Origin of the sequence: Streptomyces endocoffeicus (assembly GCF_016741935.1) — a bacterium.
Classification (GTDB): domain Bacteria; phylum Actinomycetota; class Actinomycetes; order Streptomycetales; family Streptomycetaceae; genus Streptomyces; species Streptomyces endocoffeicus.
Genome location: NZ_JAERRG010000024.1, coordinates 36,209 through 61,298 on the forward strand (window position 1 = coordinate 36,209; position 25,090 = coordinate 61,298).

Annotated in this window: 23 protein-coding genes; 16 read left to right on the top strand and 7 right to left on the bottom strand. The window is 71.2% G+C overall.

Annotated features, from left to right (window positions below; genetic code table 11):
* Positions 1-23 precede the first annotated feature (23 nt).
* Positions 24-992 (top strand): ABC transporter substrate-binding protein, encoded by a 969-nt coding sequence (locus JK364_RS40225; RefSeq protein ID WP_201856376.1) that lies wholly within the window; start codon positions 24-26, stop codon positions 990-992.
* Between the two features lie 85 nt (positions 993-1,077).
* A complete protein-coding gene (locus tag JK364_RS40230; protein ID WP_201856377.1) occupies positions 1,078-2,496 on the top strand; it encodes an alkaline phosphatase family protein in 1,419 nt (472 codons plus the stop codon).
* Here JK364_RS40230 and JK364_RS40235 read toward each other — a convergent pair.
* Positions 2,460-3,728, bottom strand: a complete 1,269-nt coding sequence (locus JK364_RS40235) for a serine hydrolase domain-containing protein (RefSeq protein WP_201856378.1) — start codon at positions 3,726-3,728, stop codon at positions 2,460-2,462. The genes JK364_RS40230 and JK364_RS40235 overlap by 37 nt on opposite strands.
* Positions 3,725-4,558: an IclR family transcriptional regulator gene (locus JK364_RS40240; RefSeq protein WP_201856379.1), complete on the bottom strand. Its 834-nt coding sequence runs from the start codon at positions 4,556-4,558 to the stop codon at positions 3,725-3,727. The genes JK364_RS40235 and JK364_RS40240 overlap by 4 nt, the downstream gene beginning before the upstream one ends.
* A gap of 95 nt (positions 4,559-4,653) precedes the next feature.
* Between JK364_RS40240 and JK364_RS40245 the strand changes: the two genes are divergently transcribed.
* Genes JK364_RS40245 through JK364_RS40265 form a run of 5 tightly spaced genes read left to right on the top strand, consistent with a single transcriptional unit; the run spans position 4,654 to position 9,677 of the window.
* Positions 4,654-6,183: an ABC transporter substrate-binding protein gene (locus JK364_RS40245; protein WP_201856479.1), complete on the top strand. Its 1,530-nt coding sequence runs from the start codon at positions 4,654-4,656 to the stop codon at positions 6,181-6,183.
* On the top strand, positions 6,180-7,154 hold the full coding sequence (locus JK364_RS40250) for an ABC transporter permease (RefSeq protein WP_201856380.1): 975 nt from the start codon (positions 6,180-6,182) through the stop codon (positions 7,152-7,154). The genes JK364_RS40245 and JK364_RS40250 overlap by 4 nt, the downstream gene beginning before the upstream one ends.
* Positions 7,151-7,987: an ABC transporter permease gene (locus JK364_RS40255; RefSeq protein WP_201856381.1), complete on the top strand. Its 837-nt coding sequence runs from the start codon at positions 7,151-7,153 to the stop codon at positions 7,985-7,987. Before JK364_RS40250 ends, JK364_RS40255 begins: the two co-directional genes overlap by 4 nt.
* Positions 7,984-8,802 carry an ATP-binding cassette domain-containing protein gene (locus JK364_RS40260; RefSeq protein WP_201856382.1) on the top strand — a complete coding sequence of 273 codons (819 nt, stop codon included), beginning with the start codon at positions 7,984-7,986 and terminating at the stop codon, positions 8,800-8,802. The genes JK364_RS40255 and JK364_RS40260 overlap by 4 nt, the downstream gene beginning before the upstream one ends.
* Complete coding sequence (locus JK364_RS40265; protein WP_201856383.1) at positions 8,799-9,677, top strand: ATP-binding cassette domain-containing protein; 879 nt, start codon at positions 8,799-8,801, stop codon at positions 9,675-9,677. Before JK364_RS40260 ends, JK364_RS40265 begins: the two co-directional genes overlap by 4 nt.
* Here JK364_RS40265 and JK364_RS40270 read toward each other — a convergent pair.
* On the bottom strand, positions 9,664-10,629 hold the full coding sequence (locus JK364_RS40270) for an ROK family protein (protein WP_201856384.1): 966 nt from the start codon (positions 10,627-10,629) through the stop codon (positions 9,664-9,666). The two genes, JK364_RS40265 and JK364_RS40270, sit on opposite strands and share 14 nt — an antisense overlap.
* Between JK364_RS40270 and JK364_RS40275 the strand changes: the two genes are divergently transcribed.
* The 9 genes from JK364_RS40275 (at position 10,628) to ssuE (ending at position 20,360) form a co-directional block, all read left to right on the top strand.
* Positions 10,628-11,410 carry a creatininase family protein gene (locus tag JK364_RS40275; RefSeq protein WP_201856385.1) on the top strand — a complete coding sequence of 261 codons (783 nt, stop codon included), beginning with the start codon at positions 10,628-10,630 and terminating at the stop codon, positions 11,408-11,410. The two genes, JK364_RS40270 and JK364_RS40275, sit on opposite strands and share 2 nt — an antisense overlap.
* 13 nt (positions 11,411-11,423) lie before the next feature.
* Positions 11,424-12,533, top strand: coding sequence for a mandelate racemase/muconate lactonizing enzyme family protein (locus tag JK364_RS40280; RefSeq protein WP_201856386.1), 1,110 nt, complete (start codon positions 11,424-11,426; stop codon positions 12,531-12,533).
* A 506-nt stretch (positions 12,534-13,039) separates the two neighbouring features.
* Entirely contained in the window at positions 13,040-14,614 is a 1,575-nt protein-coding gene (locus JK364_RS40285) for an ABC transporter substrate-binding protein (protein WP_201856387.1), read from the top strand.
* Between the two features lie 29 nt (positions 14,615-14,643).
* Positions 14,644-15,672, top strand: a complete 1,029-nt coding sequence (locus JK364_RS40290; protein WP_201856388.1) for an ABC transporter permease — start codon at positions 14,644-14,646, stop codon at positions 15,670-15,672.
* 3 nt (positions 15,673-15,675) lie between these two features.
* Complete coding sequence (locus JK364_RS40295) at positions 15,676-16,563, top strand: ABC transporter permease (RefSeq protein ID WP_201856389.1); 888 nt, start codon at positions 15,676-15,678, stop codon at positions 16,561-16,563.
* Entirely contained in the window at positions 16,563-17,462 is a 900-nt protein-coding gene (locus JK364_RS40300) for an ABC transporter ATP-binding protein (RefSeq protein ID WP_201856390.1), read from the top strand. Before JK364_RS40295 ends, JK364_RS40300 begins: the two co-directional genes overlap by 1 nt.
* On the top strand, positions 17,459-18,331 hold the full coding sequence (locus tag JK364_RS40305; RefSeq protein ID WP_307841523.1) for an ABC transporter ATP-binding protein: 873 nt from the start codon (positions 17,459-17,461) through the stop codon (positions 18,329-18,331). The genes JK364_RS40300 and JK364_RS40305 overlap by 4 nt, the downstream gene beginning before the upstream one ends.
* Positions 18,332-18,354: 23 nt before the next feature.
* On the top strand, positions 18,355-19,689 hold the full coding sequence (locus JK364_RS40310; RefSeq protein ID WP_201856391.1) for an LLM class flavin-dependent oxidoreductase: 1,335 nt from the start codon (positions 18,355-18,357) through the stop codon (positions 19,687-19,689).
* Positions 19,690-19,802: 113 nt separating this feature from the next.
* Positions 19,803-20,360 (top strand): NADPH-dependent FMN reductase, encoded by a 558-nt coding sequence (ssuE, locus tag JK364_RS40315; RefSeq protein ID WP_201856392.1) that lies wholly within the window; start codon positions 19,803-19,805, stop codon positions 20,358-20,360.
* A gap of 74 nt (positions 20,361-20,434) precedes the next feature.
* Here the strand turns inward: ssuE and JK364_RS40320 are convergent, their stop codons facing one another.
* The 4 genes from JK364_RS40320 to JK364_RS40335 form a co-directional block, all read right to left on the bottom strand.
* Entirely contained in the window at positions 20,435-21,385 is a 951-nt protein-coding gene (locus tag JK364_RS40320) for a carbohydrate ABC transporter permease (protein WP_230993232.1), read from the bottom strand.
* Positions 21,382-22,368 (bottom strand): carbohydrate ABC transporter permease, encoded by a 987-nt coding sequence (locus JK364_RS40325; protein WP_201856482.1) that lies wholly within the window; start codon positions 22,366-22,368, stop codon positions 21,382-21,384. The genes JK364_RS40320 and JK364_RS40325 overlap by 4 nt, the downstream gene beginning before the upstream one ends.
* 237 nt (positions 22,369-22,605) lie before the next feature.
* The gene (locus JK364_RS40330; RefSeq protein WP_201856393.1) at positions 22,606-23,850 is read right to left on the bottom strand and encodes a sugar ABC transporter substrate-binding protein; all 1,245 of its coding nucleotides are present in this window, start codon (positions 23,848-23,850) and stop codon (positions 22,606-22,608) included.
* A 108-nt stretch (positions 23,851-23,958) separates the two neighbouring features.
* Entirely contained in the window at positions 23,959-25,023 is a 1,065-nt protein-coding gene (locus JK364_RS40335; protein ID WP_201856394.1) for a LacI family DNA-binding transcriptional regulator, read from the bottom strand.
* Positions 25,024-25,090: the final 67 nt, after the last annotated feature.

The following is a 25,090-nucleotide window of genomic DNA, read 5'->3' on the forward strand; positions in this document are numbered from 1 at the left end:
TTCTTCCGAAAGGCAGGACCACCATGTCCGTACTCATCCGCCCCAAGCTCACCGCGCTCACCCTGGCCATCGCCGCCGCGCTCACCCTGAGCGCCTGCGGCGGCCCCACCAAGGACGCATCCGGACCGGCGGCCAAGGAGCGCTTCAACACCGGCCCCGACCAGAACCGCTACTCGGCGCCCAAGGTCGCCTCCATCGCCGCCGAAGTGCCCGCGGCCATCCGGTCCCGGGGCACCCTCGAAATCGGCAACTCCAAGGGGAGCACCGCACCGCTCACCTTCTTCGCCACGGACAACAAGACCCTCATCGGCGTGGAAACGGACATGGCGTACGCGATCGCCTCGGTGTTCGGCCTCAAGGCGCACTACAACCCGGTCTCCTTCGAGCAGGTCTTCGTCGGTCTGGACAGCGGAAAGTACGACGTCGGCGTCACCAACATCACCGTCACCGAACTGCGCAAGCAGAAGTACGACATGGCCACCTACCGCAAGGACGCGCAGGCGTTCGAGGCCAAGAAGGGCGCGACGTGGCGCGTCACCGGCCCCGAGGACGTGGCGGGCAGGACCATCGCCGTGCCCACCGGGACCAGTGAGGAGAAGGCCCTGCTGGACTGGAGCGCCCAGAACGTCAAGGCGGGCCGCAAGCCCGTCAACGTGAAGTACTACCAGGACGAATCGGCCTGCTACCTGGCCCTCCAGTCCGGCCAGATCGACGCCTATCTCCATCCCAACCCCGAGGCCCAGTACCACGCCAGGACCTCCGGCCAGACCCAGGTCGTCGGCGACATCATCGGAGCCGGGAAGAACCTGGAGGGCCTGATCGCCGCGACCACCAAGAAGGACAACGGCCTCGGCAAGCCGCTCAATGACGCGATCAACTACCTGATCAAGACGGGCGTCTACGGGAAGATCCTGGCGCGCTGGGATCTCACCAGCGACGCGGTGAGCACCTCGCGGCTCAACCCGCCCGGCCTGCCGATCGAGAAAAAGTGAGCGCCCGAACACGGAACGTCGGACCCGGACCCCATCCTGGCCCGGGTCAGCCCTCATGGACAGAGCCTCGATCGGAGAACGCGGAATGGTGAGCACGCTCCTCGTCGTCATCGACGGACTACGGGCGACCGATGTGCGGAAGATGCCGTACCTCACGGAACTCGCACACCGCGGCGTGTCGTACCGGCAAGCACGCTCGGTCGCGCCGTCGCTGACCCGCCCCGCCGCGGCGTCCCTCGCCGGCGGAGCGCCCCCCGGCGTCACCGGAATTCCGGGCAACCGCCTCTGGGCCGACGGACATCTCATCGACACCGGCCGCCCCGACCACCTGGAGCTGCTCCGCTCCCTGCGGGGTGATCGGCTGCTCCCCGTGCCGACTCTGGGTGAGCACCTCGCCGGGCACGGGCGCAAGCTCGTCGCCGTCGGAACGGGTTCGAACGGCTGCACACTGCTGCTCAATCCGGGAGCGGTCGACGGGCACGGGGCCGCGATAGGCGCGCGTCCGTTCGGCGATGATGCCTTCTACGCGCGGCCCGAGAGTGTCCGGCGCCGTCTCGCGGGCAGTCTCCCCCACGCCGCGGACGGTCCGTTCCCCGCATTGCGCTGGACAACCGACCTGATCGTCGACTACGTCATTCCGGAGCTGGCGCCGGATGTCCTCGTCCTGTGGTCGGGCGAGCTGGACGACGTGCAACACGACAACGGCGTCGATGGCCCGGCCGGGGACGACGCTCTCTCCGAGATCGACCACCGACTGCGTCAGCTGATCGACCGGGTCCGTGAGCGGGCACCGCACACCGATGTCATCGTGACAGCCGACCACGGCTTCTCGAACGCGACGCACACGGTCGACGTGGCCGACATCGAGTCACTGATTCCGCCGTCGCTCACCGATGCCGTCCAACTTGTCGACAACAACGGCGGGTTGTTGGTGTACGCGCGGCGGCGCCTCCGAACCACACAGATCGATGCGATCCTCGACGCCATCATGTCGGCGGGATGGTCCGGGCCGGTCTTCGCCGAGGGCGACGTCCCCGGGGTCCTTCCGTCGGCCGGCCTGTGGTCCGCCCGAACAGCCGCCGACGGCCTGCTCGCGTATGTGTCGCTCACCTACCACGACCGACTCGGCGATCCGCGCATCGGTCACAGCGTCCGAGACGGCGCGCGGCTCGCGGGTGGCCATGGCTCCACCTCGGCCGCCGACATGCGCATACCACTCGTACTGAACGGGCCGAGCTTCCGGACCGCCCATGAATCCCCGTTCCCGGCCGACCACCTCGACATTCCCCCAACGATCTGCCGGCTCATGGGGCTGCCGGTCCCGCCGTCCATGTCCGGACGGGTGCTGAGCGAAGCCGGCCTGCTCGGTCCGGGATACGCGTCAGCGCCTCCGGAGGACCGACGGGTCGTCGCGGAGCGCGGCACCGCGGATGTCACCACGGCCCACTTTCAGCATTTCGCCGACCGTCAGTACTTCCTCTCGGCCGACAGACACCGAAGCTGAGCCGGACCGCGGCGAACGAGGGCCGCCGCGTGGTGGTGGAAGGCGCGGCGGACCGCCGGGAAGCGGCGGGGATCGCGGCTGGGGTGGACTCGATTGGTGAGGAGGACGTAGTAGTGGCCTTCCGCCCCCGGCCCCTCCGCTCCTGCCCCGTCCGCTCTCGCCATGTCCGCCTGTGCCCCGTCCACCGCAGGCTCCACCCACAGGCTCGTCCCCGTGAAGCCCGTGTGGCCGTACGAGGACGGTCCCATCGCCGTACCGACCGGGGACCCCACCGCGTCCCGCCCCTGCCAGCCGAGGCAGCGGCGCAGCGGGAGGCCCTCCGTATGGCAGGCGGTCATGCGGGCGAAGCCGGGCGCGCTCAGCAGGCCGTCGCCGCCCGCGGCGAGCGCCCGGCCCAGCCGGTCCATGTCGGCCAGCGGTGCGAACAGGCCGGCGTGGCCGCAGACTCCGCCGAGCACCACCGCGTTCTCGTCGTGCACCTGGCCGGTCACCAGACGGCCGCGCCAGGTGCACAGCTCCGTGGAGACCGCGCGTTCACGGGCCGCGGGGCCGGGTGCGAAGACCGTCTCGCGCATGCCGAGCGGCTCGCACACCTGCTTCGCCACCAGCTCGTCCAGGCCGGTCGCGGTGGCCTGTTCAAGGATCAGGCCGAGCAGGACGAAGCCCGCGGAGGAGTACTCCACCACCGTGCCCGGCGCCCCGCGGAGCGGTAGCCCGCGGAGGGCCGTCAGCAGCCCGTCCCGGTCCGAGTGCGCACGCCAGAGCGGGGTGCCGCCGGGCAGGCCGGAAGTGTGGGTGAGCAGCTGGCTGACGGTGATGTCCGCCTTGCCCGGCACTCGGCGGTACTCCGGCAGATACGCGCCGACCGTGCCGTCCAGCCGTAGCGCTCCCGTCTCCACCAGCCGCAGTGCGGCCAGGCCCACGATCGGTTTCGTCACCGAGGCCAGATCCCACAGCTCGGTGCCGTTCAGCTCCGCCCCGCCCCAACGACGTGTGCCCAGGTGCCCGTGTGTCTCCCGTCCGGCCGCGGTGCCGACCGACCAGGCGGCCGCGGAGTAGATCCCGGCCCGGCGGCCGGCCGCCAGGAGTGCCGCGAGCCGTGTCGGCCGGTCCGCCGGTGGGCCTGCCTGTCGGTCCGCCGGTGAACCTGCCTGTCGGTCCGCCGGGGGCGGGCAGGCCGTTCCCGTCCGTTCCGCCCCCGGCGGGATCCGGTCGCCCTCGGCCCCGCTCACTCCTGACCCCGCACGATCCCCAGCGCCCCCGAACCGCCGCGCAACGCCGCGGACACCGTACCGGCGGCCGCTCGCACCATCGGCCCCAGCACCGCCACGCTCTCCTCGTCCAGCGTGAACGTCAGCCCGACGATGCCGACCGCGCCGGCGACCCGGTCGCCCGGCCCCAGCACCGGGGCCGCGATGGCGCGGACGTCCTGCTCCGCGTATTCGTCATCGACCGCATAGCCTCGCTCGCGCACGGCGGGCAGGGCGGCGAGCACGGCCCCCGGGTCCCGCACCGTCCGTGATGTACGGGCCGGGAGCGGCTCGCCGCCCAGAAGCTCCGCCGCCGCGGGTGACGGCAGGGCCGACAGCATCGCCCACCCCACCGCCGAGCAGTACAGCGGGACTTCGCCGCCCGCGGTCAGCGGCATGCGGTACGTGGACGACGGCTCCGACTGCGTCACATGCACCGCCACGGCGCCGTCCCGTACCGAGAAGTGGGCCAAGTGGCCGGTGCGCAGCCGCAGGTCGTCCAGGACCGGGCGGGCCAGCCGCAGCTCGCTGCTGGCGGCCAGCGCCGTGGCGGCGAGCCCGAGCAGCCGCGGCCCGGCCTGATAGTTGCCGCCGGGGCCCGGGACCGCGTACCCGGCCTCGGCGAAGGTGTGCAGCAGGCGGTGGACGGTCGGCTTCGGCAGCCCCGTGCGGGCGGCGAGGTCGGCCAGGCGGTGCGGGGCATCGGGCTGGACCAGCGCGTCCAGCACCGCGAGTGCCTTGTCCACGGGACCCGTCGCGGCGGCGGGCGACTCCGCACGGCGGGAGGCGGAGGTATTGACCGGCTTCGGCATGTCGCCTAGCTTAACGCATCATCGTTCCGGCTCCCGGAACGAACGAACTGTTCAATGGAACATCACGCGGAGGGCAGATCGTGACTCCTCCATCAATGTCGCGCCGTAAGGCCCTTCGGCTGGGCGGGCTCGCACTCCCTGTCATCGCCGCGCCGACAGCGCTCACCGGGTGCGGAACGGCCGCGGGCGCGGGCGGCGACGGCACCCTCCGGGTGGCGCAGCCGACCGACCCCACCACGCTCGATCCGCACAAACAGGGCGACATGGTCTCCATGAACGTCCTGATCAACATCTTCGACACCCTCACCACCCGGGATGCCCGTGGCCGACTCGCCGCCCGGCTCGCCACCTCCTGGGAGCCCCGCTCCAGGACCGTGTGGCGCTTCCGCCTCCGGAGAGGCGTGCGCTTCCACAACGGGGAGGAGTTCGACGCCGATGCCGTCAAGTTCTCCATCGAGCGGGTCCTCGACCCGAAGACGCGGTCGCCGATCGTCGAACTGCGGTATGTGACCTCGGCCCGCGTGGTCGACCGCTACACCGTCGATGTGCACACCACACTGCACGACCCGATCCTGCCCGCGAAGCTGTCGCTCTTCGGCGGCGTCATCGTGCCGCCGAAGTACCTCGCCGATGTCGGCGACGCCACCTTCGCCAAGCGGCCGGTCGGCACCGGGCCGTTCGTCTTCGTATCCTTCCGACGCGACCGCGAGCTACGGCTGCGCGCCAACCGCCGCCACTTCCACGGCTCCCCCGGGGCCGACCGCCTCGTCTTCCGCGCGCTGCCCAACCCCGCCTCCGCGCTGGCCGCGTTGCAGAGCGACGAGGTCGACCTGGTCACCGGGCTCACCCCGGACGCCGCCCGGCAGCTGTCCGGCTACGCGGGCGTGGAGCTGGAGAGCCACCGGGGCGTCAGGACCGCGTACCTCAATCTCGACACCACCTCCGGGCCGCTGCGCGACCGCCGCGTGCGGCAGGCGCTCAACCACGCCATCGACGTGCCGCTGCTCATCAAGGCCGTGCTGGACGGCAAGGCGCGCGAGGTGCCCGCGATGCTGCCGCGCGGCGTCGTCGGTTTCGACGGGTCGGTCGAGCCCTTCCGGCGCTCCGTACGCACCGCCCGGCGGCTGCTCGCCGAGGCCGGCCACCCGCACGGCCTCACCACCACGCTCACCGCCTCCAACGACGACGCCCAGGTCGCCGAGGCCATCTCCGGCCTGCTCGACCGCGCCGGCATCCGGGCCCGCGTCGATCTGCTCGACCCCGGCACCTTCTCCGCCCGCCTCACCTCCGACAACCGGCACGCGCTCGGCCCCATCTACCTCGCCGCCTCCACCGCCTGGACGCTCGACGGCGCGTCCATGGTGCAGTCGAACGTGCGTCATGACCGTCGGCAGAGCCGGTGGGTGTCGAAGGAGGCCGACCGGCTCATCGACGCCGAGGAGCTGTCCATGGACCCCGAAGACCGGCAGCGCGCGTTCACCGCGCTCCAGCGCCTGATCAAGCACGAGGCCCCGTTCGTACCGCTCTACCAGCAGGACATCATCCTCGCCCGGACCACCCGGGTGCACTGGACACCGGTCGTCAACGGCTCGCTGGCCATGGAGAGCGCGGAGGTGAGGGCATGACGGCCGCCTCCGTCGAGCCGCCGGTCACCGTCCGGAAGCCGAAGTCCGGCCTCCTCCGCCAGGTCCTGGTCCGCCTCGCCACCGCCGTCGGCGTGCTCTTCGCCGCCGCCACCCTGGCCTTTGTTCTGGTACGGCTCTCCGGCGACCCGGTCAAGCAGCTGCTGCCCCCGGACGCCACCGCCGCCCAGGAGGCCACGCTCCGTTCCCAACTCGGCCTGGACCAACCCCTGATCGCGCAGTACGGCGACTTCCTGTGGGGGCTGCTCCGGCTCGACCTCGGCGACTCGCTCGTCTACCACGAGCCGGTCAGTCAGGTCATCGCCGACCGCGTCCCGGCCACCCTCGAACTCGCCGCCGGCGCCCTGGTGCTCAGCCTCGTCATCGCCATCCCGGCCGGGATCTACGCCGCGACGCACCGTGGCCGGGCCGGCGACACGGGCGTGATGACGGCGGTGCTGCTCGGCCAGTCCACCCCGCCGTTCTGGGTCGGCATCCTGCTGGTCCTGCTCTTCTCGGTGCGGCTCCAGGTGCTCCCGGCCTCCGGCTACGGCACCTTCGCGCATCTGGTGCTGCCCGCCGTCACGCTGTCCGTCTACTCCATCGCGGTCATCGCCCGGCTGCTGCGCTCCTCGCTCATCGACGTCCTCGGCTCGGACCACATCCGTACGGCGAAGGCCAAGGGACTCGGCCCGGCGAAGGTGGTGCTCGCACACGGGCTGCGCAACGCCTCGCTGCCGACCGTCACCGTGATCGGCCTGGAGTTCGGCGGGCTGCTCGGCGGGGCGATCCTCACCGAGCAGGTCTTCTCCTGGCCGGGCATCGGACGGCTGACCGTGGAGGCCATCTCGCACCGGGACTTCCCTCTGGTGCAGGCGGCCGTCCTGTTCTTCGCCGCCGCCTTCGTCCTCGTCAACCTGCTCGTCGACCTCTCCTACAGCCTCCTCGACCCGAGAGTGCGGGCCCAGCCATGACCGTCGTACGCAACCGGCTCGCCCTGGCGGCCCTCGGCGTCCTCGCGCTGCTGGTCATCGCCGCCGTCTTCGCGCCGCTGCTCGCCCCGGACGACCCGGCCGAACAGCAACTCCTCGCCCGGCTCACACCCCCGGTCTGGGAGGGCGGCGGCAGCCTCGCCCACCCGCTGGGCACCGACCAGCTCGGCCGCGATGTGCTGTCCCGCGTCATCTACGGCTCCCGGGTCTCGCTCCTCGTGGGCATCGGCGCGGCGTTGCTCGCGGGTGTGGTGGGGGCGGTGTGCGGGCTGTTCGCCGGCTTCCGCGGCGGCTGGCCGGACCGGATACTGATGCGCTTCGCCGACATCCAGCTCGCCTTCCCCTCCCTGCTGCTGGCCCTCGCCATCGTCGGCTTCCTCGGCTCCGGGCTGTGGAACGTCGTCCTGGTGCTCGGCTTCACCGGCTGGGTGGCGTATGCCCGCGTGGTCCGCTCCGAAGTGTTGTCGCTGCGCACCCGGGACTATGTGACCCAGGCCCGGGCGACCGGCGTCACGGACCTCACGATCATGCGCCGGCACCTGCTCCCCAACGTCCTGCCGCACCTGGCCACCATCGCCACCCTGCACATCGCGGCGGCCATCGTCGCCGAGGCCTCGCTCAGCTACCTCGGCCTCGGCGTGCCCAAGGAGACCGTCACCTGGGGCTCGATGCTCGCCGACGGCCAGCTCTATCTCGGCACCTCGTGGTGGGTCGCGGTCTTCCCGGGGCTGGCGCTGATGCTCACCTCCCTGGCCATCAACATCACCGGCGACGCGCTGCGCGACGTCACGGACCCGAAGGCGTACCGCCGATGACCACACATGCTCCACAAGCTCCCGTGCTCGAAATCCGCGATCTGCACGTCGACTTCCGGCTCGCCACCGGCCCCGTGCACGCCGTGCGCGGTGTGAGCCTGGCGGCACACGCCGGGGAGACCCTGGCCGTCGTCGGCGAATCCGGCAGCGGCAAGTCGGCCACCATGCTCGCCGTGCTGCGGCTCAACCCCGAGCCGCCGTGCGTCTACCCCGGCGGCGAGATCCTCCTCGACGGCCGCGACCTGCTCGCGCTGCCGGAGAAGCGGTTGCGCGAGGTGCGCGGCAACGACGTCGCGATGGTCTTCCAGGACCCGATGACCAGCCTCGACCCGCTGCAGCGGGTCGGCAACCAGGTGGCCGAGGTGCTGCGCACGCACCGCGGGGCCTCGCGCGCCGGGGCCCGGGCGGAGGCCGTACGGGCGCTGGACGAGGTCGGCATCCCGGATCCGGAACTGCGGGCACGGCAGTACCCGCACGAGCTGTCCGGCGGGCTGCGCCAGCGCGTGATGATCGCGACGGCGTTGGTCGGACGGCCCCGGGTGCTCATCGCCGACGAGCCGACCACCGCCCTGGACGTCACCGTGCAGCGGCAGATCCTGGACCTCCTCGCCGATCTGCGCGCCCGGCACGGGATGACGGTGGTGCTCGTCACCCACGACCTCGGGGTGGTCGCGGAGACCGCCGACCGGGTCGTGGTGATGAACTCCGGCCGGGTCGTGGAGCACGGCACCGTCGCCGAGGTCTTCGAGACGCCCCGCGAGCAGTACACCCGCGACCTGCTGGCCGCCACCCCGCGACTGGAGCCGACCTCATGACGACCGCCGTGCCGAAGACACTCGCGAAGCGGCCCATGCTGGAGCTCGACGGCCTGTCAAAGGAGTTCACCGGACCCGGCGCCACCCGCACCCTCGCCGTCGACGATGTCACGCTCACCGTCGAGGACGGCGAGACCCTCGCCCTCGTCGGCGAGTCCGGCTCCGGGAAGACGACCCTGACCCGGCTGCTGCTGGGGCTGCTGGATCCCACCGCCGGGACCGTCCGCTTCGAGGGTCACGACCTCGCCGTACTGTCGGCGGCCGAGCTTCGCGCGCTACGGGCCGGGATGCAGGTCGTGCTCCAGGACCCGTACTCGAGCATGAATCCGCGCATGAGAGTCACCGATATCGTGGCCGAGCCGCTGGTCACCCATGACGTCACCTACCGTGGACGGCGCGCCAGGGCGCGGCTGCGGGAGCGGGTCGGCGAGCTGCTGGAGTCGGTCGGGCTGCCGGCGCGGCTGCAGGACCGGTACCCGCACGAGTTCTCCGGCGGGCAGCGGCAGCGCATCTCCATCGCCCGTGCGCTGGCGTCCTCGCCACGGCTCGTGGTGCTCGACGAGCCGACCAGCGCCCTCGACGTCTCCGTCCAGTCCCAGGTCCTCGACCTGCTGGTCGAGCTGCAGCGACAGCACGGCCTGACCTACGTGTTCGTCTCGCACAACCTCGCCGTGGTCCAGCGGATCGCCGATCGGGTGGCGGTGCTGCGGCGCGGCAGGGTGGTCGAGTGCGGGGAGACCGCCGCCGTGCTGGGCGCGCCCCGGCACCCGTACACCCGCGAGCTGCTGGCCGCCGTGCCACGCCCCGACGCGTACCGGACCAGGACCGGGAGCAGGACGGGGACGGGGAACGGCGGCGGGACTACCGGTGAGTGAGGACCAGCCCCGCGCCGCCGAGCAGCGCAACATCGTCCGGCCGGCCCGCCTCACCCAGCACCACCCGCGGCGGGGCGGCCGTCGACCAGCCGCTGTCCCGCCGCAGCCGCTCCTCGACCCGGGCCCGGAACCCCTCTCCGCCCTCGACGGCCTCGCCGTGGAGTACGAACAGGCCGGGGGCGAAGAGCTGCTGGATGTTGACCAGGCCGAGCGCGAGGTTGTCGGCGTACTCCTCGACCATCGGCCGGGTGCCGTCCCCGCGTCGTACCAGCGCCTCGAGCGTCATTCCGGTGCCCAGTCCGCCCGCCTGTGCCCGCCGCCGCAGCCAGCGCGTCGTGGCCACGGTCTTCCAGCAGCCGCGCGCCCCGCAGGTGCACGGCTCGCCACCGGCCAGCACCGTCATATGGGCCCCGCTGCGGCCACCGTGCGGGGCCAGCAACTCGCCGCCGAAGAACACCCCGACGCCCAGCACCTCGCCGGTGGACACCGAGGCGAAGGACCGAAGGCCCCGGCCCACGCCGAACCACCGGTCGCCCAGCACCTGGAGCCGGGCCCGGTGCTCGACGTACACCGGCACCCCCAGCGCCCGCCGCAGCACCTCCGCGACCGGGTAGCCGCGCAGCGCCGGCACGTCGTTGACCTCGATGAACGTGCCCCGCTCCGGGTCCACGAGGCCGGCCGCGGCCACCCCGACCCCGGTCAGCTCACACCCGTCGAAGCACTCCAGCGCGGCCTGCCGCACCGCCGCGTCCACTCCGGCCGCCTCCCGCGCCGCCGGGTCGAACCCGGCCGCGGCGCGCCGCAGCAGCTTTCCGGAGTGGTCGACCAGCGCCGCGCGCACCTGTCCGGGCAGCACCTCCACCGCGCCCAGCAGCGGGCGTGCGGGGGCGACCGGGGGATCGGGCACCAGGCGGAGCCGGGGGCGTCCGCCGTCGGGGGCGAGTGCGGCCATGCGCAGACTCTGCCACGCCATCAACCCAGGAGGTAGTACCACATTGCTCCGGCTGACCGAACTCACCTGGCGCGAGGCCCGGGCCGCGGGCGCGGACGCCATCGCCCTGCTGCCCATCGGCTCGCAGGAACAGCACGCCGCCCACCTGCCGATGGGCACCGACACACTGCTGGTCACGGCGGTGGTGGACCGGGCGGCCGAGCTGCTGGCGGGCGCCGGGCCGCCGGTCGTACGCCTTCCCGCCCTGCCGTACGGGCACAGCCCGCACCATCTCTTCGCGGCCGCGGTGTCGCTGTCGGCGGGCACCCTGGCGGCGGTCCTCGCCGACATTCTGCGGTCCCTGACCGAGAGCGGCTTCCACCGCGTCATGATCGTCAACGGCCACGGTGGCAATGACGAGATCATGCGCCTGGCGGTCAAGGAACACGCGCTGCGCGCCGAGGGCACGTTCGCGGCCTGCTCCTACTGGACCCTCGGCGAGGCGCGGGAGAACCCCGGGCACGCCGGCCGCTACGAGACCTCCCTCATGCTCGCCGCCCACCCGGACCTGGTCCGTACGCCCATCGAGCCGCACCGTCCCGCGGGTGCCCCGCCGCTCTTCAACGCCCCGCCGCACCCCGGCCTCACCGCCGAGCGGCACGGCGAGTGGGCGCGGGTGGGCGGGATGACCGACGACCCGTCCACGGCTCGCCCCGACCCGGGCGAGCTGTCCACCCGCGCCACCGAACTGGCCCGGGCGATCCGGGCGTTCGCCGAAGCAACCGCCCCCGGTGCCATCTGAGGAGGCCTCGCATATGAAGGTCACACACGTCGACGTCCGGGTCGTGAACCTCCCCCTCACCTCCCCGTTCACCAGCTCCTTCGAGACCAAGACCGGCGAGACCCGCACCGTGGTCCGGATCCGGACCGACGAGGGGGTGGACGGCTGGGGCGAGACGATGTGGGGGCAGCCGGTGGCCGCGCTCGTCCGCAAGCTCGCGCCGGACCTCATCGGTACCAGCCCGTTCGCCCTGGAGTCCTTCCACCGCAAGCAGCACATGGTGCCGTTCTTCCACGGCTACCTCGGCTACGCCGCCATCGCCGCCCTGGACGTCGCCTGCTGGGACGCCATGGGCAAGGCCACCGGCCACTCGCTCACCGACCTGCTCGGCGGGGCGGTACGCGACACCGTCCCGCTCACCGCGCTGGTCACCCGCGCCGACGGCGCCACCCCGGAAGCCCTCGCCGAGCACGCCGCCCGGGTGGTGGCCGAGGGCGGCTTCCGGGCGGTCAAGCTCAAGGGCACCAGGGACGTGGACGGCGATGTCGCCAACCTCCGTGCGCTGCGTGCCGCGCTGCCGGACACCGAGCTGCGCGTCGATCCCAACGCCGCCTGGTCGGTGCCGGATTCGGTACGTGCGGGCATCAAGCTGGAGGAGCTGGACCTGGAGTACCTGGAGGACCCGTGCCCCGGCATCGAGGGCATGAGCCAGGTGCGGGCCAAGGTGCGCATCCCGCTGTGCACGAACATGTGTGTCGTCCGCTTCGAGGACTTCGCGCCGGCGGTGCGGCTCGGTGCGGTGGACGTCGTCCACGGCGATGTCTACAAGTGGGGCGGCATCGCACCGACCAAGGCGCTCGCCGCCCACTGCGAGACCTTCGGCCTCGGCATGAACCTGCACAGCGGCGGCGAACTCGGCATCGCCACCGCCGCCCACCTCGCCGTGGTCGCCAGCACTCCGTTGCTCAGCCGCGCCATCGACAGCATGTACTACCTGCACGCCGATGACATCGCCGACCCGATCCCGCTCGTCGACGGCCGCCTCACCGTCCCGCGGGGCCCGGGCCTGGGCGTGCGCGTCGACGAGGAGAAGCTGCGGCACTACGCGGCGGTGAACGAGCGGGAGGGCGATCTGACGGGGTGACGTCTCCGCCCTGCCCGGCGGGCTCTGAGCTGCGGGAACAGGACTCAAAAAGCATCCCGCACAATGAGACACCAATTGGTGTCCATTGACAGTCGGTGACGCCTGCGGTCAGGATTGCGACATGCTCACGACGCACCCCGGTGTGGTGTGCCGCTACGTGGATCTGCGGCGCACCTCCAGCGCACTCTGTCGCTGACCACCTGCCGCCCACGGCCCACCGGCCCCGATCCGCTCCACCGGAACCGGCCGCCCGCCGTACCACCGCGCCTCGTACCTCCTGGTGCGCCTCTTCCCTCGCGCTTCGCCATCTGCCCTCCCTCCGGTATGCCGGCCCTCTCCCCCGCGCATCCGCCGACGCCTGATGCCCCGCGCCCGGCGCGTCCGACCCATGCCCGAAGGCCCACGTCGGCGTGGACGCCCGGGGGCGGACGGCGTCCGGCGCGGGGTGTGCCCGCGCCACGCCCACCGCCGGGCGGGAGCCGGAACCTTCGAAGAAAGAAATAGTGATGTCCGGACGCCTCACGCCCCGCCGCCCCAGACCCCACCTTCCATCCGCCCGCGGAGCCCGGCGGTTGCGTGCCGCCGCGCTGGGAACCGCCCTGGTCACCGTGGTCGCCCCTGCCCTGAGCGGCTGCGGAGACGGGGCGGCGTCCGCCAGTGGCGGCGCCGCGCTGAAATGGGCATCCTCCTACTTCCCCACCCACTGGGACCCGGTCGTCGGTGGCAGTGGTGCTCAGTTCCGAGAACTCTCCCTGGTATACGCGTCGTTGACACGCACCGACGAGACCGGCAAGGCCGTGCCGGACCTGGCCAAGAGCTGGGAATACAACGCCAAGGGCGACCAGATCACCTTCCACCTGCGGCCCCATCTGAAGTTCAGCGACGGCGCACCGGTCGACGGTGCCGCGGTCAAGGCGGCCGTCGAGCGGGCCAAGAAGCAGAAGAACTCGGCACTCTTCGGCGACCTGACCTCGATCAGGTCGGTGGACGCGAAGGGACTGGACGCGGTCGTCCATCTCACCCAGGTCGACTACCAGATCCCGCAGTTGCTCGGTCAGCGCGTGCTGCAGATCGCCAGCCCCAAGGCGGCCGCCTCCCCGGCGAAGCTGGACCAAAATCCGGTCGGCGCGGGCCCGTTCATCGCCACGCAGCTCATACCGGGCACCAAGGCGGTGCTGAAGAAGAACCCGGACTACTGGGATGCGAAGAACATCCATATCGACAACGTCGAGCTGACCTCGGCACCCGACGCCGCCACCGTCGTGTCCGGTCTCCAGACCGGTGCATACAACTTCGCCGATATCGACCCCAGCCAGGCGCAGGCCGCCAAGAAGGCGGGTCTCGACGTGTTCGTCCAGCCCGGCTTCAACGCCTCCAACATCAGCCTCAACATCAACAAGGCGCCGTTCAACGATGACAAGGTCGTCGACGCCGTCCGCTATGCGATCAATCGCAAGGAGTTCGTCGACAAGCTGACCTTCGGCTACGGGCAGGCGACCGACCAGCCGTTCCCCAAGGGGTACGTGGCCTACGACCCGAAGTCGGAGAACGCCTACCCCTATGACCCGGCGAAGTCCAGGAAGCTCCTCGCCGAGGCGGGCCACAAGAGCGGCCAGATCAAGCTGAACCTGGTCATCCGGGAGGATGATCCGCAGGCGGAGATCGTCCAGTCGCAACTGGCCAAGGTCGGGATCAGCGTCAAAATCAAGATCGACAAGAACTGGGCCACCCCGTTCTTCGCCAAGGACCTGGCCTTCTCGCTCTACGCGACCACCGGCCGTGACTCCGCCGCCCAGACCCTGACCGCCCACTTCGGCCCCGACGGCCCGCTGAACCTCAGCTCGCCCTATGAGCCGGCCGGCTTCGAGGCGGCCATCGCCAAGGTGCGCCGGACCCCGCTCAACTCACCCGACTACGCCAAGGTCCTCCAGGCGGCGACACGGGCCGGCCTGCGGAGCAAGGCGCTGGTCTTCACCTACTCCTCGCCCAACCTCATCGCCAAGAGCAAGACGATCTCCGATCTGCCGAAGAACCCGGCCCACATCGACTGGACCGGTGTGGCCATCTCCGGCGGCAACTGACATCCGTCCACGACAGACAGGGACAACCCATGACGACGACCGAGGCCCGGGCACCGTCCGACCTCACTGGCGGGGTCGCCGCGGCCCGGACACGGCGTGCGCTCGGCCGCGTCCTGGTCACCCTTGTCCGGTCCGTCGCGATCTTCGTACCGGTCTTCCTGGTCGCGACGTTCGTGACGTTCGCGCTGCGCTCGCTGAGCGGACTCAGCCCGGCGCGGATCCAGCTGGGCGAGCAGGCGACTCCCGAGGCCATCGCCAGGGTCGAGGCGCAGTGGGGCCTCGACCGGCCCTTCCTGGTCCAGTACTGGGACTGGTTCACCGGCGTGCTGCACGGACAGCTCGGTGCCAGCTGGACCAACGGCGCCGACATCTCCACCCTCATCGGCCTCGGTCTGGGCGTGAGCCTGTCGGTGGCGACCTTTGCACTGCTCATCGGGGTGGTCGTGGGCTTCGGCCTCGGCACGGTGGCGGCCCTGCGGCACACCACCTGGATCGACCGCGCCATCACCGGCTTGGTGACGGTGATCTCGGTGATGCCGGCGTTCGTGGTCGGCATCGTGCTGGTGGCGGTCTTCGCGGTCGGGCTGCACATCTTCCCGTCCGCCGGATACGTCCCGGCCCAGCAGGGGCTCGGCCCGTGGCTCGCCCACATCACCCTGCCCGCCGTCGCGTTGAGCTTCGATGTGATCGCCGACGTCACCCGGCAACTGCGCACCAGCCTCATCGCCGCCTATCGCGAGAACTACGTCATCGGGGCGGTGGTACGGGGCTTGAGTCCGCGGCGGATCTTCTTCGTCCATGTGCTGCGCAACGGCCTCGGGCCCGCGCTCGCGACGCTCGGTCTGAAGTTCCCCGCACTGGTCGGCGCGTCCGTCATCACGGAGTGGGTCTTCGGCCTGCAGGGCTTCGGCCGATTCGCCAATGACTCCGCCCAGGCCGGGGACGTGCCCGCGGTCCAGGGAGTCCTGGTGGTGTCGATCGTTCTGGTCGTCGCCTTCAACCTGATCGTCAATCTGGTGCTGGCACGCGTGACGCCGGCGTCCCAGCGGGGAGTGTGAACCATGTTGCGCCGCGTTCTCACCCTCCCGTCCGGACGGATCGCCGTCGGCATCCTCGCCGTGACCATCCTGCTGGCCGTGTTCGGTCCGCTGCTCGCCCCGTATAACCCCCTCGCCACCAGCGACAACACGCTCGCGGCGGCATCGGGCGAGCACTGGCTGGGGACGGACTACCTGGGCCGCGACGTGCTCAGCCGCCTCCTGGACGGCTCACGCGTGAGCGTCCTCGGCTCCCTCGAAGTCGCGCTCACGGCACTCGCCGTCGGCTCCGTACCGGGCATCCTGTCGGTCTACTTCGGACGGGCCTTCGAATGGATCAGTCTCCGCCTGGCCGACACGCTGGTCGCCCTGCCGTTCCTGCTGTTCGCCGTCGCCGTGATCGCACTGCTCGGCAACGGCCTCACCCAGGCGATGCTCGTCACCGGCGTCCTGGTGTCCCCGCTGTTCTACCGGGTGTCTCGGGCCGCCACCCTGTCGGTGGCCCGCTCGCCCTACGTGGAGGCCGCGCTCCTGGCCGGCGCCTCCGTTGGCTGGGTGGTACGCCGTCACGTGTGGGTCAAGGTGCTGCCACCGATCGCGGTCGCGCTGGCGCAGACCATCGGTGTTGGCTTCGTCATCGTCTCCAGCCTGACCTTCCTCGGTATCGGCGTCCAGCCTCCCGCACCCACCTGGGGCGGACTGCTCGCCTCGGACCTGGGCTATCTCAGCCACCAGCCGTGGGCGCCACTGCCCCCCGCACTGCTAATCATGATCACCGTCTGGGCCGGCAACCTCCTCGCCGACGCGATCCGCGACGTCTCCGGCGAGGCGGGCCGCGCCCTTGTGGGCCGCCGCAAGGCTCGCACCCACGGCATCGAGAAGACCGGCCCCGTCCCCACCGGAGGTGCGTGATGGCGACTCTGTCCACGAACCGCGTCCCCGGGGAAACCCTCGGGCACGGCCCCGGCGCTCCGCCCGACCCTCGGTCGCCCGTGCTGTCACTGCGCGACGTCCGCATCAGTGACCAGGCCGACGGTCGCGAGATCGTCCACGGCGTGAGCTTCACGCTCACCCCGGGCAAGGTGGTCGGCATCGTCGGCGAGTCCGGCAGCGGAAAGACCATCACCTGCCGGGCGGCCCTGGGCATCCTGCCCGCGCACTTCGAGGTCACCGGCGGATCGATCGAGATCCACGGCACCGATATCGCGGAGCTGTCCCCCGCACGGTGGACGGCCCTGCACGGCCTCACGATCAGCGCGGTCTTCCAGGACCCGGCCTCCTACCTCAACCCCTCGATTCCCGTGGGCGCGCAGGTGGCCGAGGTCGTCCGGGTCAAGAAGAGACTGGGGCGGGGCGCGGCCCGCCGCCGGGCCGTCGAACTGCTGCGGGCTGTACACCTGCGGGAGGCCGATCTGGTCTACGGCCAGTACCCGCATGAACTGTCCGGCGGCATGCTCCAGCGCGTACTGATCGCGGCGGCGATCGCCGCCGACCCGCGCATCCTCATCGCCGACGAGGCCACGACCGCGCTCGACGTCACCGTCCAGGCCGAGATCCTCGACCTGCTCGCCGATCTGCGCGAGCGGACCGGCATGGCCCTTGTCGTGGTCTCCCACGACTTGGCCGTCGTCGCTCAGCTGTGCGACGAAGTCCTCGTCATGCGGCAGGGCGAGGTGGTCGAACACGGACCGACCGGGAGAGTGCTGCACGCCCCGCGGCACGAGTACACCCAGCTGCTGATCGCCGAGCACGAGAGGTACGGCCTGGAGAAGTTCCTCGACCCGAAGCTCGACCCGAAGGAGGAGGCGTGACTGCCGAGCTGCCGCAGGAGGAGGGTTCCGCCGGCGCCGCGCCCGGCCGGGAACCCGTCCTCGACGTCACCGGTCTGGACGTGCACTACGGGTCTCGCCGCAGGCGCCGACGGGCCCTGCACGGGGTCTCACTGACCGTCGCTCCGGGCGAAACCCTCGGCATCATCGGCGAGACCGGATCGGGCAAGTCGACGCTCGCACGGGCCGTGCTCGGCCTGGTACGCGCCTCGGCGGGGTCGGTCGTCATCGACGGGGAGGACGTCAGCGCCTACGATCAACGTCAATGGCGCGGTCTGCGCCGTCGCGGCGTGGTCCAGTACGTCTTCCAGGATCCGCTGCGCAGCCTCGACCCGGACCTCACCATCGAGACCTCCTTGGCCGAGCCGCTGCTGATCAGGGGCGTCCCGTTCGACGAGGCGGCGGCGCGCGTCCGCGCGTTCGTCTCCCGCGTCCGGCTCTCCGAAGACCTGCTCGACCGGTTGCCCGGGGAACTCTCCGGCGGCCAGCGCCAGCGGGTCGCGGTGGCCCGGGCGCTGGTCGCCGAGCCGCGCCTGGTCATCCTCGACGAACCGGTCAGCGCCCTGGACTCCGCCAACCGTGTCCAGATCCTGCGGATCCTGGAGGAGTTGCGCTCCGACGGGGTGGCCCTCGTCTTCATCTCCCACGACCTCGGGTCCGTCGCCGGGATCGCCGACCGCGTCGCGGTGCTGTACCGGGGCGAGCTGGTCGAGGTCGGGACCGCCGCCGATGTCATCAACCGCCCCCGGCACACCTATACCCGGCTGCTCGTCAGCTCCGCCCCCACGCTGCGCGCCGCGCCCGCCGACCGGGCCGAACGCGAGGCACTCCGCGCGCTGCTGCACGCCTGAACCCACCACAGGGAGGAACCCTCATGTCCCGCACCCTCCACTTCGCGCTGCACCCGTACGGCGTCGGCGGCCCGGGCCAGCACGGGCTGTGGAAGCACCCGCGCGTCCCGAAGAACGCGAGCATCGACATCAACTACTACATCCGGCAGGCACAGGCCGCCGAACACGCCCTCTTCGACGCCCTGTTCATCGTCGACAGCCAGTTCATCAACGCCACCTACCCGGCGCACTACCTCAACCGGCTGGAGCCGCTGACCCTGCTGTCGGCGGTCGCCACCCACACCCGGCACGTCGGGCTGGTCGGCACGGCGAGTTCGACGTACAACTCCCCCTTCAACCTGGCCCGGCGGTTCGCCTCCCTCGACCACATCAGCGGTGGCCGCGCCGGCTGGAACGTCGTGACCAGCTTCGACACGGGAGCCTCCCGGAACTTCGGGCTCGAGGAACACCTCGACTACACCACCCGCTACCGCCGTGCCCTGGAATTCGTACAGGTCGCCCGCGGTCTGTGGGACTCCTACGAGGACGACGCCTTCCCCGCCGATGTCGAGCGCAACCTGTTCCTCGACCCGTCCAAGCTGCACCGGCTCGGCCATGAGGGCGAGCACTTCAAGGTGGCGGGCCCGCTCAACCTCTCGCGCTCGCCGCAGGGACAGCCGGTGATCTTCCAGGCCGGAGTCTCCGAAGAGGGCCGCGACCTCGCCGCGCAGGTCGCCGAAGGCATTTACGCGCCGGGCGGCTCGCTGGAGCAGGCACAGGAGTACTACGCCGACATCAAGCGCCGCACCGCCGCCTATGGGCGCGATCCCGAGCACATCAAGATCTTCGTACACGGCGGCCCGGTCGTCGCCGCGACCGACGAAGCGGCCCGGCGCCGCGAGCGGGAGATCTTCGAGGAGGACAACGACTTCGACCGCAATCTCGCGCTCCTCGGCCGTTCCTTCGGCGCCTACGACTTCAGCGCCCACGATCTGGACGCGCCGTTCCCGGACGTGGCGCACCTCGCCGAGAAGGGCGGCCGGACCGGCGCCGCCAAAATCATCGCCCGCGCCACGGCGCGGAAATTGACTCTGCGCCAGGTAGCCGAGTCCGTCGGGGAGTTCCGGCGCTCGCCGTTCGTCGGTGCGCCGGAGACGGTCGCCGACACCATCGAGCGGTGGTTTTCCGCCGGCACCTTCGACGGCATCAACCTCGCCTTCCGCACCGACGACGACCTCGACCTCTTCGTCGACGGCGTCGTCCCGATCCTCCAGAAGCGTGGGCTGTACCGCACCGAGTACCCGGCCGACACCCTGCGCGGCAATCTCGGGCTGCCCGTCCCCGTCAACCGCTGGGCATCCACCGAAGCGCAAGTCTGACAACCCCGGCCACACCGACCACTACGGCCCCGAAGGTCCGCGGACGCCGCCGGCCGGTGCCCTGTCCCGCCCGTACTGACCACGCCTCACGAACCCTCCTGGAAGGTCCCGCCATGGCCGCCATCCTGTCCGTCTCGGGAAGCCCCTCCGCCACCTCCCGCACCGCACAACTGCTGCGCCATCTCGACGACCGCCTCCGCCTCCAGGGCCACGACGTGACCGTACTCGACGTGCGCACCCTTCCCGCCGACGCGCTTCTCGCCGCCGACTTCCGGCACCCGGCCATCGCTCACACCGCAGCCCAGTTCGCGCGCGCGGACGGCATAGTGATCGGCACTCCCGTATACAAGGCCGCCTATGCGGGGCTTCTGAAAGCACTGCTCGACGTACTCCCGCAGTACGCCCTGACCGGCAAGACCGTCCTGCCGCTGGCCACCGGCGGGAGCACGGCCCACGTACTCGCCATCGACTACGCATTGCGTCCGGTCCTCAGTTCGATGGGCGCGGGGCACATCGTGCCCGGCTGGTTCACCCTCGACAAGGACATCACCATCGCCGAGGACGGCACACCGGCCATCGCACCGGCCACCGCCGAAGCCCTGGCACAGGTCACGGACCACTTCTCCGCCGCGGTCGGTGGCCGAACGGCCCCGCTGACCCCCGCCGGCTGAGACCGCGTCCACGCCGAACGCCCGGTACCCGCGCCGGCAGGCCGGATCGGGCAGGTCACGAGCGGGGCGGACCGCTATTCCTTGACCGCCCCCGAGTTCGCCCCCTGCACGAAGTAGCGCTGGAAGCAGAAGAACAGCGCCGCGACCGGCAGGGTCGCCAGCAGGGCCGCCGCCAGCTTCAGCGGGTACTGCGTACCGCCGCCCAGCCCGCCCGAGACAAACCGCGCGAGCCCGGTCGTCAACGTCTCGTACTGGCCGGACTGCGTGGCCACCAGGAAGTGGGTGAACTCGTTCCACGAGCCCTGGAACGCCAGGATCGTCAGGGTGATCAGCGCGGGCCGGGCCATCGGCAGCACCACCGACCAGAAGGTCCGGATCACCCCGGCGCCGTCCACCCGCGCGGCCTCCTCGACCTCCCGGGGGATCGACTCGAAGAACTGCTTCATGATGAAGATCCCGGCCGCGTCCACCATCAGCGGAAGGATCATGCCGGTGTAGGTGTCGAACAGCCCGAAGGTGTTGAGCACCAGGAACTTCGGGATCAGCAACGCCACCGGGGGCACCGCCATCACCGCGAGCACGAAGGCGAACAGCAGCGAGCGGCCCGGGAAGCGCAGCCGCGCCAGCGCGTATCCCGCCATCGAGTTGAACAGCACCCGCCCGGCGGTGACCAGGACCGCGACCAGGGCCGAGTTGCCCAGCCAGCGCAGGAACGGCACCCCGTCCCCGGCCTGGCTCAGCCCGAACAGCCGCTGGTAGGCGGCGGTCGTCGGGGTGGTGGGCACCAGTCCGAGGGGATGCGCCGCCGCATCCGGGTCCGTCTTGAACCCGGTCACCAGCTGGAGCGCGAACGGCAGCAGGTACACCAGTCCGAGCCCCACCACCAGTGCGTATCCCAGCACCCGCAGCGGCCGCGGGAACCGGCCGAGCACCGGGCGCCCCCGCGCCGGGGCGGAAACCTTGGTCTCGGCCTTGGCCTTGGCCTTGGTCTTGGCCTCGGGGGCAGCCGTGGCCGTGGCGTTCATCGATTCCTCCCGGGGCGGGGACCGCGCTCCCGCAGCGCCCAGCGCTGCAGGGCGGTAAGGAACAGGATCAGCACGAGCAGGATGAAGGCGATGGCCGCGCCCTGCCCGAAGTCGGCGCCGTCGAAGGCCGTCGAGTACGACAGGAAGGCCGGCGTCAGCGTCGTGTTGCCCGGAGCGCCCTGGCCCATCACATACACCTGGTCGAAGACCTGCCAGGTGGCGATCGTCCCCAGGGTGAGGACGAGGAAGAGCACCGGCCGCAGCGCGGGCAGCGTGATGTGGCGCAGCATCTGGCGGCGGTTCACGCCCTCGATGGCGGCGGCCTCCTCCAACTCGCGCGGGATGTCCTGGAGGGCCGCGAGGAAGATCAGCATGAAGGTGCCGGAGGTCGTCCACACGGCCAGCAGGATGATCGTGCACATCGCGACGGACGGACCGGACAGCCACTCGTACCAGGAAAGGCCCATGAAGGAGTGGTCGGCCAGCACACCCGGGGGGTGGTCGGGGTCGGCGATCCCCAGGCCGCCGAGGAGTGTCGAGAGCACCCCGCGCGGGTCGGCGAACCAGTTGGGGCCCTTCACCCCGATCCAGGACAGCAGCGTGTTGACGGCGCCACTGCCCTGGAAGAGGAAGAGGAAGACGGTGGAGACCGCGATCGAGCTGGTGACCGACGGGAAGAAGAACGTGGTGCGCAGGGCGCCCCGGGCGCGCAGCAGCCGCTGGTTGACGATCAGCGCCAGCACCAGCGCGAGCCCGGTCTGCAGTGGCACGGTCAGCGCCACGTAGTAGACGTTGTTGCGCAGCGAGGTGGCGAAGAGGGTGCGGTCGAGGCCGTCCTCGGTGAGCAGCGCCCGGTAGTTGTCCAGGCCCACGAACTTCGCCTGCCCGGTGAACGGGTTGGACTGCCCGTCCCAGTCCAGCAGGCTGACCCACAGGGCCATCAGGATCGGCAGCACCAGGAACAGGCCGAGGATCAGCACCATGGGGCTGACGAACAGCCAGCCCCAGGCGCCTTCACCGCGGCGGCGCCCCGCGGGCGGGGTGTTTGGGGTGCGGGGCGCCGCCTTGGGGCCGGACCCGCCGGGCGCGTCAGATGCGCCCGGCGGGCCGGCCGTACGGGGGTCCCCGCCGCTGGCCCCGGGGGCCGGGCGGGGACCGGACGACGCGCCGCGAGGGGTGCGGCGCGCCGTGCGGTGGACGGTGCGGAAGGGCATGGCGGCTCAGTCGCCCTTCGCGAGGCTCTGTTCGCCGTTGCGCTGCAGGTCGGCGAGGATCTTCTGCGGGTCCGTGGTGCGCAGCGACTGGAGTTCGGTGTTGAACTGGCTGAGCACCTTGTCGAACCCGGCGACGGTCACCGGGCCCTGCGCGTAGGCGTTGGCGTCGACCCAGGCCTTGGCCTCCGGCGCCTGCTTCGCGTAGTCGGCGAGGGCGCTGGTGCGCGAGGGCATCACCCCGAATCCGTCGGCGAACTTCAGCTGCCGCTCACCGGAGCTGAGGTACTTCACCAGGTCCACGGCCGCCGACCGGTGGGCGCTCTCGGCGGCCACGCCCCAGCAGTTGCTGAAGGCCAGCGTGGCCTTCCCGGCCGGTCCCGCGGGCAGCGGGACCACCTTGTAGTCCACCTTCGGGTAGTCGAGCTTCATGCCGCCGGTCAGCCAGTTGCCCTCGATGGTCATGGCGGCCTTGCCCTTGCCGAGGGCCTCGCCGCCCCAGCTGGTGTCGACCTGCTTGGCGTACTTCATCGAGCCGGACCGCAGCAGCGACCTCACAAAGCCGAGTCCCTCGGCGTTCTTCGCGCTGTCGGCGGTCATCTTCGTCTGCTTCGCGTCGGTGATCCATCCGCCCGCCTGCTTCATGAAGACGCCGAGTCGCTGGTACTCGTCGCTGGTGACCAGGCCGGTGACCCCGTTACCGGTGAGCTTGCCGGCGACCTTCCTCAGCTCGTCCCAGGAGGTGGGGTAGTCCTTCTCGGTCAGCCCCGCCTTCTTCCACAGGTCGGTGTTGATGGCGAGGGCGAGGGTGGAGGTGTCCTTGGGCAGGCACACCAGCTTCCCGTCGTAGGTGAAGGAGGTGCGCAGGGGCTCGGCGAAGTCGTCCGCGTCCTTGATCTTGTCGCCATACGGGTACAGGGAGCCGCCCTTGGCGTAGTTCGCGAACTGGTCGGAGTTGACGTAGAAGACGTCCGGCGGCCGGTGCCCGGCGAAGGACTGGGCCAGCTGCTGGTTCATGTCCTTGGCGGCTTCGACGGTCACCTTGTTGCCGGACTGCTTCTCGTACGCGGCCGCGGCCTCCTTGACCGCCTTGGTCTCGGCGTCGCCCGAGGTGGCTATCAGGACCTTCAGGTGCTGTTTGGCGCCGGTGTCCTGCTTCGTTTCCTTGTCGTCGCCGAAGCTCGACGAGCAGCCGGTGGCGGCCAGGAGCGCCGCGCAGGTGACGAGGGCGGCCGTGGCCGTGCGGGGGGCCATGATTCCTCCGTGGATTCGGGATGGTACGTGCGGCTCGAGGGGGGTGGAGGAGAGGTGGTGTTGTGGGGCGCGGCGCCTCACGGCGCCGGCGCGGCGGAGGGCCGGTCGTCAGGGCGCCGGTGCGTCGGGATCCGGCGCCGGAGTGCTGTCGCGGACGACGAGGGACGGCTCCAGCAGGACGCGCTCCGGTGGCGCGGCCGGGTTGGCCATCCGGGCCAGCAGCAGCCGCACGCACTCACCTCCGACCGCCTCCAGCGGCTGGGCGACCGTGGACAGGGAGGGCGAGAGGATCCCGGCGGTCGGCGAGTCGTCGAAGCCGACCACGGCGACGTCCCGGCCCGGGGCGGCGTTCCGCTCGCGCAGCGCGTGATAGCAGCCGAGCGCCAGCGTGTCGCTGGCCGCGACCACGGCCGTGACACCCGCGTCCAGTAAGGGCTTCACGGCGATACGGGCCGCCTCGACGTCCCCCGCGCTCTCCGCGCGCCGTCCGCGCGTCGGGAGCCCGTGCCGGCGCATGGCCCGCTGCCAGCCCTCGGCACGGTCGTCACCGACACCGGAGCCGCGCGGCCAGCCCAGGAAGGCGATTTTGCGGTGCCCAAGGGCGACCAGATGCTCCACGGCGGCGTCCGTGCCCGAGGCGCCGTCGACGTCGGCCCAATCACCGATCTGCCGCCCCGACCACATCCGGCCGAAGCCGACGAACGGTACGCCCCGCTTGGCCAGCCACGCCTGGCGCGGATCCTGGCGGGCGGTGTTGCTGAGCACGAAGCCGTCGACGTCATGCCGGCCGAGCAGTTCCTCGTACCCTTCCAGGCTCGGGCCGCCGGGCGGGCAGGCGAACAGCAGTATCCGGTAGCCGGCCTCGTCGGCGGCCTGCGACAGGGCGTGCAGAAAGCGGTCCATGACCGGGGCCGTGTCGCCGCCCGGGGCGGGCTGGATGCCGTAGCCGATCAGCTTGCTGGAGCGGGTGCGCAGCGTCTGCGCGGCACGGCTCGGGCGGTAGCCCATCTCGTCGATCGCCGCGCGGACTCGCTCCAGGGTCTCGGGGCGCAGCAGGTCCGGTGAGTTGATGGCGTTGGACACCGTCTGCGGGGAGACACCGGCCCGGCGGGCGACCATGGCAAGGGTCACCGGGCTGCCCTTGGGCGAGGGGCTGCTGGTGGAGCGGGGCATACGGGTCTCCGACGTACGAGGGTCTGAAGCCTGGTCCTACGAGCTCGATTTGAGCGTTCCAAAGGCA

Coding starts and splice junctions, on each gene's coding strand:
- JK364_RS40270 (WP_201856384.1), bottom strand. CDS start 10,629: ATGGCCGCACTCGCCCCCGACGGCGGACGCCCCCGGCTCCGCCTGGTG.
- JK364_RS40285 (WP_201856387.1), top strand. CDS start 13,040: ATGTCCGGACGCCTCACGCCCCGCCGCCCCAGACCCCACCTTCCATCC.
- JK364_RS40260 (WP_201856382.1), top strand. CDS start 7,984: ATGACCACACATGCTCCACAAGCTCCCGTGCTCGAAATCCGCGATCTG.
- JK364_RS40245 (WP_201856479.1), top strand. CDS start 4,654: ATGTCGCGCCGTAAGGCCCTTCGGCTGGGCGGGCTCGCACTCCCTGTC.
- JK364_RS40265 (WP_201856383.1), top strand. CDS start 8,799: ATGACGACCGCCGTGCCGAAGACACTCGCGAAGCGGCCCATGCTGGAG.
- JK364_RS40280 (WP_201856386.1), top strand. CDS start 11,424: ATGAAGGTCACACACGTCGACGTCCGGGTCGTGAACCTCCCCCTCACC.
- JK364_RS40250 (WP_201856380.1), top strand. CDS start 6,180: ATGACGGCCGCCTCCGTCGAGCCGCCGGTCACCGTCCGGAAGCCGAAG.
- ssuE (WP_201856392.1), top strand. CDS start 19,803: ATGGCCGCCATCCTGTCCGTCTCGGGAAGCCCCTCCGCCACCTCCCGC.
- JK364_RS40325 (WP_201856482.1), bottom strand. CDS start 22,368: ATGGTGCTGATCCTCGGCCTGTTCCTGGTGCTGCCGATCCTGATGGCC.
- JK364_RS40255 (WP_201856381.1), top strand. CDS start 7,151: ATGACCGTCGTACGCAACCGGCTCGCCCTGGCGGCCCTCGGCGTCCTC.
- JK364_RS40225 (WP_201856376.1), top strand. CDS start 24: ATGTCCGTACTCATCCGCCCCAAGCTCACCGCGCTCACCCTGGCCATC.
- JK364_RS40310 (WP_201856391.1), top strand. CDS start 18,355: ATGTCCCGCACCCTCCACTTCGCGCTGCACCCGTACGGCGTCGGCGGC.
- JK364_RS40275 (WP_201856385.1), top strand. CDS start 10,628: ATGCGCAGACTCTGCCACGCCATCAACCCAGGAGGTAGTACCACATTG.
- JK364_RS40240 (WP_201856379.1), bottom strand. CDS start 4,558: ATGCCGAAGCCGGTCAATACCTCCGCCTCCCGCCGTGCGGAGTCGCCC.
- JK364_RS40300 (WP_201856390.1), top strand. CDS start 16,563: ATGGCGACTCTGTCCACGAACCGCGTCCCCGGGGAAACCCTCGGGCAC.
- JK364_RS40230 (WP_201856377.1), top strand. CDS start 1,078: ATGGTGAGCACGCTCCTCGTCGTCATCGACGGACTACGGGCGACCGAT.
- JK364_RS40290 (WP_201856388.1), top strand. CDS start 14,644: ATGACGACGACCGAGGCCCGGGCACCGTCCGACCTCACTGGCGGGGTC.
- JK364_RS40335 (WP_201856394.1), bottom strand. CDS start 25,023: ATGCCCCGCTCCACCAGCAGCCCCTCGCCCAAGGGCAGCCCGGTGACC.
- JK364_RS40295 (WP_201856389.1), top strand. CDS start 15,676: ATGTTGCGCCGCGTTCTCACCCTCCCGTCCGGACGGATCGCCGTCGGC.
- JK364_RS40320 (WP_230993232.1), bottom strand. CDS start 21,385: ATGAACGCCACGGCCACGGCTGCCCCCGAGGCCAAGACCAAGGCCAAG.
- JK364_RS40330 (WP_201856393.1), bottom strand. CDS start 23,850: ATGGCCCCCCGCACGGCCACGGCCGCCCTCGTCACCTGCGCGGCGCTC.